Source organism: Kitasatospora sp. NPDC005856 (assembly GCF_040629945.1).
Lineage (GTDB): Bacteria > Actinomycetota > Actinomycetes > Streptomycetales > Streptomycetaceae > Kitasatospora.
The window spans coordinates 1-5,922 of record NZ_JBEXWT010000182.1; the positions used below are offsets into that span (position 1 = coordinate 1).

The 5,922-nt window shown below is 72.8% G+C and carries 1 protein-coding gene; it reads left to right on the forward strand.

Annotation, left to right across the window (positions count from 1 at the left end):
- The coding region (locus ABZ449_RS41585; RefSeq protein ID WP_360357227.1) for an amino acid adenylation domain-containing protein at positions 1-5,922 on the forward strand (5,922 nt) is incomplete at both ends.

Consider the following 5,922-nt stretch of genomic DNA (forward strand, 5'->3'; position numbering starts at 1 on the left):
GTGGGAGTTCTTCTGGCCGTTGCTGGAGGGTGCGACGCTGGTGGTCGCGCGTCCGGGTGGCCATCGGGATCCGGTGTACCTGGCCGGGTTGGTCCGGCGTGAGAACGTCACCGTGGCGCATTTCGTGCCGTCGATGCTGCAGGTGTTCCTGGCCGAGTCGGCTGCTGGTGCCTGTACGGGTCTGCGGGCGGTGATGTGCAGTGGTGAGGCCCTGAGTGCCGAGCTGCGTGACGCCTTCGCGCGGGTGCTGCCGTCGGTGGGGCTGCACAATCTGTACGGGCCGACCGAGGCGTCGGTGGATGTGACCTCGTGGGCGTGTGCGGAGGGTTCCGAGGGTGTGTCGGTGCCGATCGGGCGGCCGGTGTTCAATACCCGGGTCTATGTGTTGGACGCCCACCTCCGGTCGGCTCCGGTCGGTGTGCCGGGTGAGCTCTACCTGGCGGGTGTGCAGCTGGCGCGTGGTTACCTCGACCGTCCGGGTCTGACGGCGGAGCGGTTCGTGGCGAACCCGTTCGAGGCCGAGGGTGCGCGCATGTACCGCACGGGTGACCTGGCGCGCTGGAACGCGGACGGCGCGCTGGAGTACCTGGGCCGCACCGACGACCAGGTGAAGCTGCGCGGTTTCCGCATCGAGCCGGGCGAGATCCAGGCCGTCCTCACCGCGCATCCCTCCGTCTCCCACGCCGCCGTCATCGTGCGCGAGGACGCGCCGGGCGATCTGCGCCTGGTGGCATACGTCGCCGTCGACGGCGAGGACGTCAGTGTGGACGAACTGCCGGAGCTCGCTCGGGGGTTCGCCGCGCAGCGGTTGCCGGAGCACATGGTGCCGGCGGTCGTGGTGGTGCTGGACGCGCTGCCGGTGACCATCAACGGCAAGCTGGACCGCCGCGCGCTGCCCGCCCCGGACTACGCGGCCGTCGCGGGTGCCGGCCGTGGTCCGGCCACCCCGCAGGAGGAGCTTCTGTGCGCGGCGTTCGCGCAGGTCCTCGGACTGGAGAACGTGGGCGTCGACGACGACTTCTTCGCCCTGGGCGGCCACTCGTTGCTCGCCGTCCGTCTGATCAGCCGCATGCGTGCGGTGCTGGGTGCGGAGCTGCCGCTGCGGGCGCTGTTCGAGGCGCCGACCGTGGCACGTCTCGCGGCCCGGCTGGCCGGTGCGGGCCAGGCCCGGGTGCCGCTGGTCGCCCGGGAGCGTCCCGAGCGGCTTCCGCTCTCCTTCGCGCAGCAACGGCTCTGGATCGCCGGGAAGTTGGAGGGTCTCAGTGACACCTACAACAGCTCGGCGAAGTTGCGGCTCCCCGGCGACGTGGACCGGGTGGCGCTGAACGCGGCGCTGCGCGACGTGCTGGGCCGGCACGAGGCGCTGCGCACGGTGCTGGCCGAGGCCGACGGCGAGCCCTACCAGCGGATCCTGGAGCCGGACGAGCTCGACTGGGAGCTGCAGCTGGTCGAGGCCGCCCCCGAGGAGCTGGATGGCGCGCTGGCCAAGGCGGCCGGGTATGTGTTCGACCTGTCGGCGGAGGTGCCGTTCCGGGCCACGCTGATCTCGACCGGTTCCGAGGAATCGGTGCTGATGCTGGCGATGCATCACATCGCCTGGGACGGCTGGTCGATGAAGCCGTTGACCCGCGACATCGCCGCCGCCTTCGCGGCGCGCTCGGAGGGTCGGGTGCCCGACTGGGCGCCGCTGCCGGTGCAGTACGCGGACTACGCGCTGTGGCAGCGCGAGGTGCTGGGCGAGGCGGACGACCCGGAGAGCCTGCTGTCCCGGCAGGTCGCCTACTGGCGCGAGGCGCTGGCCGGTGCCCCGGAGCAGCTCGAGCTGCCGTTCGACCACCCCCGCCCGCCCGTGGCCGGCCACCGCGGCTACCTCTCAGAGTTCGGCATATCCGGCGAACTGCACGCGCAGCTGACGGAGTTGGCGCGTTCCGAAGGCGTGACGCTGTTCATGGTGCTGCAGGCCGCGCTCGCGGTGCTGTTCTCCCGCCTCGGTGCGGGCACCGACATCCCCCTCGGGGTGTCGGTGGCCGGGCGCACCGACGAGGCGCTGGACGACCTGGTCGGCTTCTTCGTCAACACCCTGGTGGTCCGTACCGACCTGTCCGGCGACCCCACCTTCACGCAGGTGCTCGCCCGAGTGCGCGAGGCCGGACTGGCGGCCTACGCCAACGAGGACGTGCCGTTCGAGAAGCTGGTGGAGGAGCTGGCCCCCGCCCGCTCCCTGGCCCGCAACCCGCTGCACCAAGTGCTGCTCATCATGCAGAACAACGCGCGGACGGTGGCGGATCCGACGGCCGGGTCCCCTGTGACGGCGACGCCGGTGCGGGAATCGCCGTCGAAGTTCGACATGGACCTCTCGGTCGAGGAGGCCTTCGACCTCGAGGGCCGTCCAGCCGGGCTCCGTTGGGCCGTCACCGCGGCGGTGGACCTGTTCGAGCCGGAGTCGGTCGAGCGGATCGCCGAGCGCTGGGCGCAGGTGCTGGCGGCGGTGGCCGCCGACCCGGAGCAGCGGCTGAGCACCGTGGACGTGCTGACCGCGGATGAGCGGCAGCGGGTGCTGGTGGAGTGGAACGACACCACAGTCGAGGTACCGGGGTCTACGGTGCCGGAGCTGTTCGAGGCGCAGGCGGCGCGGACCCCCGATGCGGTGGCGCTGGTCGCCGAGGGTGTCGAGCTGACCTATCGCGAGTTGGATGAGCGCGCGAACCGGCTGGCACGCTTGCTGCTCGGTCGCGGTGTGGGGCCGGAGTCGGTCGTCGCGCTCTGCACGGAGCACGGCGTCGAGCTGGTGGTGGCGCTGCTGGCGGTGTGGAAGGCGGGCGGCGCCTGGCTGCCCGTGGACCCGGCGGACCCGGCCGAGCGGATCGGCTTCGTGCTCGGGGACGCGGACGTGCGGTGCGTCCTGACGTCGACGGCGGCTGTCGCGGCACTGCCCGGGCCGGTGCCCGGGAAGTGGCAGCAGGTGGTGCTGGACGGCCCGTCGGCAGTGGCGGAGCTGGCCGAGCTGACCGGGGGACCGCTGACCGGGGACGACCGTTCCGCCGTGCTGCTGCCGGCGCACCCGGCCACGGTGATCTACACCTCGGGTCCCGCGGCCACGCCGACGGGCGTGGTGAGTGCGCATGAGGGGATCGTGAACCGACTGGCGTGGACGCGGGCACACCACAGGCTCGACGCGGGCGACCGGGTGCTGCAGAAGGCCCCGCTCGGTGCGCAACTGCGGGCGTTCGAGTTCGTCTGGCCGCTGCTGGAAGGCGCGGCACTGGTCCTGGCGCAACCGGACGCGTACCGGGATGCGGCGCAGTTGGCGGAGCTGGTGCGCGATGAGCGGGTGACCGCGGCGCACTTCGCCCCCGCGACGCTCGACGCGTTCCTGCGCCAGCCCGCGGTGGCCGGCTGCACCCGGCTGCGGCTGGTGGCGACCGGCGGGGAGACCCTGCCGACGGAGGTGCGGGCGCGGTTCTTCGCCGAGCTGCCGGGAGCGGAGCTGTACAACCTCTACGGGCTCGCCGAGGCACCGGACCGGGTCATCGCCTGGCGGTGCCGTCCGGAGCCCGCGGGCGGCCCGGTGCCGATCGGCCGCCCGCTGTCCAACACCCGCGTGTACGTGCTGGACTCCGCACTACGGCCGGTGCCGGTCGGCGTCGCCGGGGAGCTGTACGTGGCCGGCCCGCAACTGGCTCGCGGCTACCTGGGTCGCGCGGCGCTGACCGCCGGGCGGTTCGTCGCGAATCCGTTCGGCAACGGTGAGCGCCTGTACCGCACCGGGGACCTGGCGCGGTGGACCACCGGCGGCCGGCTGGAGCACCTCGGCCGGGTGGACGACCAGCTGAAGATCAACGGCTTCCGGATCGAGCCCGGCGAGGTCCAGGCCGCGCTGCTGGCGCATCCGCAGGTCGCGCAGGCGGCGGTCGTGCCCTGGGAGGACGCGCCAGGTGACCGGCGCCTGGTCGCCTACATCGTGCCCGTCGAGGGCACCAAGGCGAAGGGGGGCACGCTGGACGCCTCGGTGATCGACCTCGCCGGGAAGCGGTTGCCGGAGCACATGGTGCCGTCGGCGGTCGTGGTGCTGGACGCGCTGCCGCTGATGGACGACGGGGCCTTGGACCGCAGCGCGCTGCCGGCGCCGGTCGACGCCGCCACCACAGGCGCCGGTCGCGGTCCGGCCACGCCGCAGGAGGAGATCCTGTGTGGGGCGTTCGCCCAGGTGCTGGGCCTGGAGCGGGTGGGGGTCGACGAGGAATTCTTCGCGCTGGGCGGGCACTCGTTGTCGGCGGTGCGGCTGCTCAGCCGGGTCCGTTCGGTGCTGGGCGTGGAGCTGCCGCTGCGGACGCTGTTCGAGGCGCCGACCGTGGCCGCGCTGGCCGCCAGGCTGACCGACGCGGGCCAGGCCCGGGTGGCGCTGGTCGCCGGGGAGCGTCCCGAGCGGCTGCCGCTCTCCTTCGCGCAGCAGCGGTTGTGGATCGTCGGGCAGCTGGAGGGGCCGAGTGCCACCTACAACGTCCCGGTCGCGCTGCGGCTGTCGGGCGAGGTGGACCGGGGGGCGCTGAACGTGGCTCTGCGGGATGTGCTGGGTCGGCACGAGGTGCTGCGCACGGTGCTGGCCGAGGTCGACGGCGAGCCCTACCAGCGGATCCTGGAGCCGGACGAGTTCGAGTGGGAGCTGCGGCTGGTCGAGGTCGCCCCGGAGGAGCTGCGCGGCGCGGTCGCGGAGGCGGCGCGGCACGTGTTCGACCTCTCGGCGGAAGTGCCGATCCGAGCCTCGCTCTTCTCGGTGGGCCCGGACGAGCACGTCCTGGTGCTGCTGGTGCATCACATAGCGAGTGACGGCTGGTCGATGGGCCCGCTGTCGCGGGACATCGCGGCCGCGTACGCGGCGCGGCTGGAGGGGCGGGCGCCCGAGTGGGTGCCGCTGCCGGTGCAGTACGCGGACTACGGACTGTGGCAGCGCGAGTTGCTGGGGTCGACGGAAGACCCGGAGACCCTGCTGTCGCGCCAGGTTGCCTACTGGCGCGGGGCGTTGGCGGGTTCGCCGGAGGAGTTGGCGCTGCCGTTCGACCGTCCGCGTCCGGCGGTGGCGAGTCACCGTGGGCACACTGTGCCGCTCACTCTCCCGGCCGAACTGCACACCCGGCTGGTGGAGTTGGCGCGGGCCGAGGGCGTGACCATGTTCATGGTGCTGCAGGCCGCCCTCGCGGTGCTGTTCTCGCGCCTCGGCGCGGGGACCGACATCCCGATCGGCGCGGCGGTGGCCGGGCGCACCGACGAGGCGCTGGACGACCTGGTCGGGTTCTTCGTCAACACCCTGGTGGTGCGCACGGACCTGTCCGGTGACCCGTCGTTCCGCGAGGTGCTGGGCCGGGTGCGGGAGACCAGCCTGGGGGCGTTCGCGCACCAGGACGTACCGTTCGAGAAGCTGGTCGAGGAACTGGCCCCCACGCGCTCGCTGGCGCGGCACCCGCTGTTCCAGGCGCTTCTGACGCTGCAGAACGCCGGTGGTGCGGTGGCGGACCTCTCCGGCACCCGGACCGGCGGGCTGTCCATGACCAGGTCGGCGGTGAAGTTCGACCTGGATGTGATGGTCGGTGAGGTGTTCGATGCCGAGGGCCGTCCGGCGGGTGTGCGCGGTGCGCTGACGGCGGCTGCGGATCTGTTCGATCCGGAGTCGGTCGAGCGGATCGCGGAGCGTTGGGCGGGGGTGCTGGCGGCGGTGGCCGTCGACCCGGAGCTGCGGCTGGGCGCCGTGGATGTGTTGACCGTGGATGAGCGGCGGCGGGTGTTGGTGGAGTGGAACGACACCGAGCGGGTGGTGGCGTTCGTGCCGGTGCATGAGGTGTTCGCCGCGCAGGTGGTGCGGGCTCCGGATGCGGTGGCGGTGGTCGCCGATGGTGTGGAGGTGTCGTACCGGGAGCTGGACGAGAA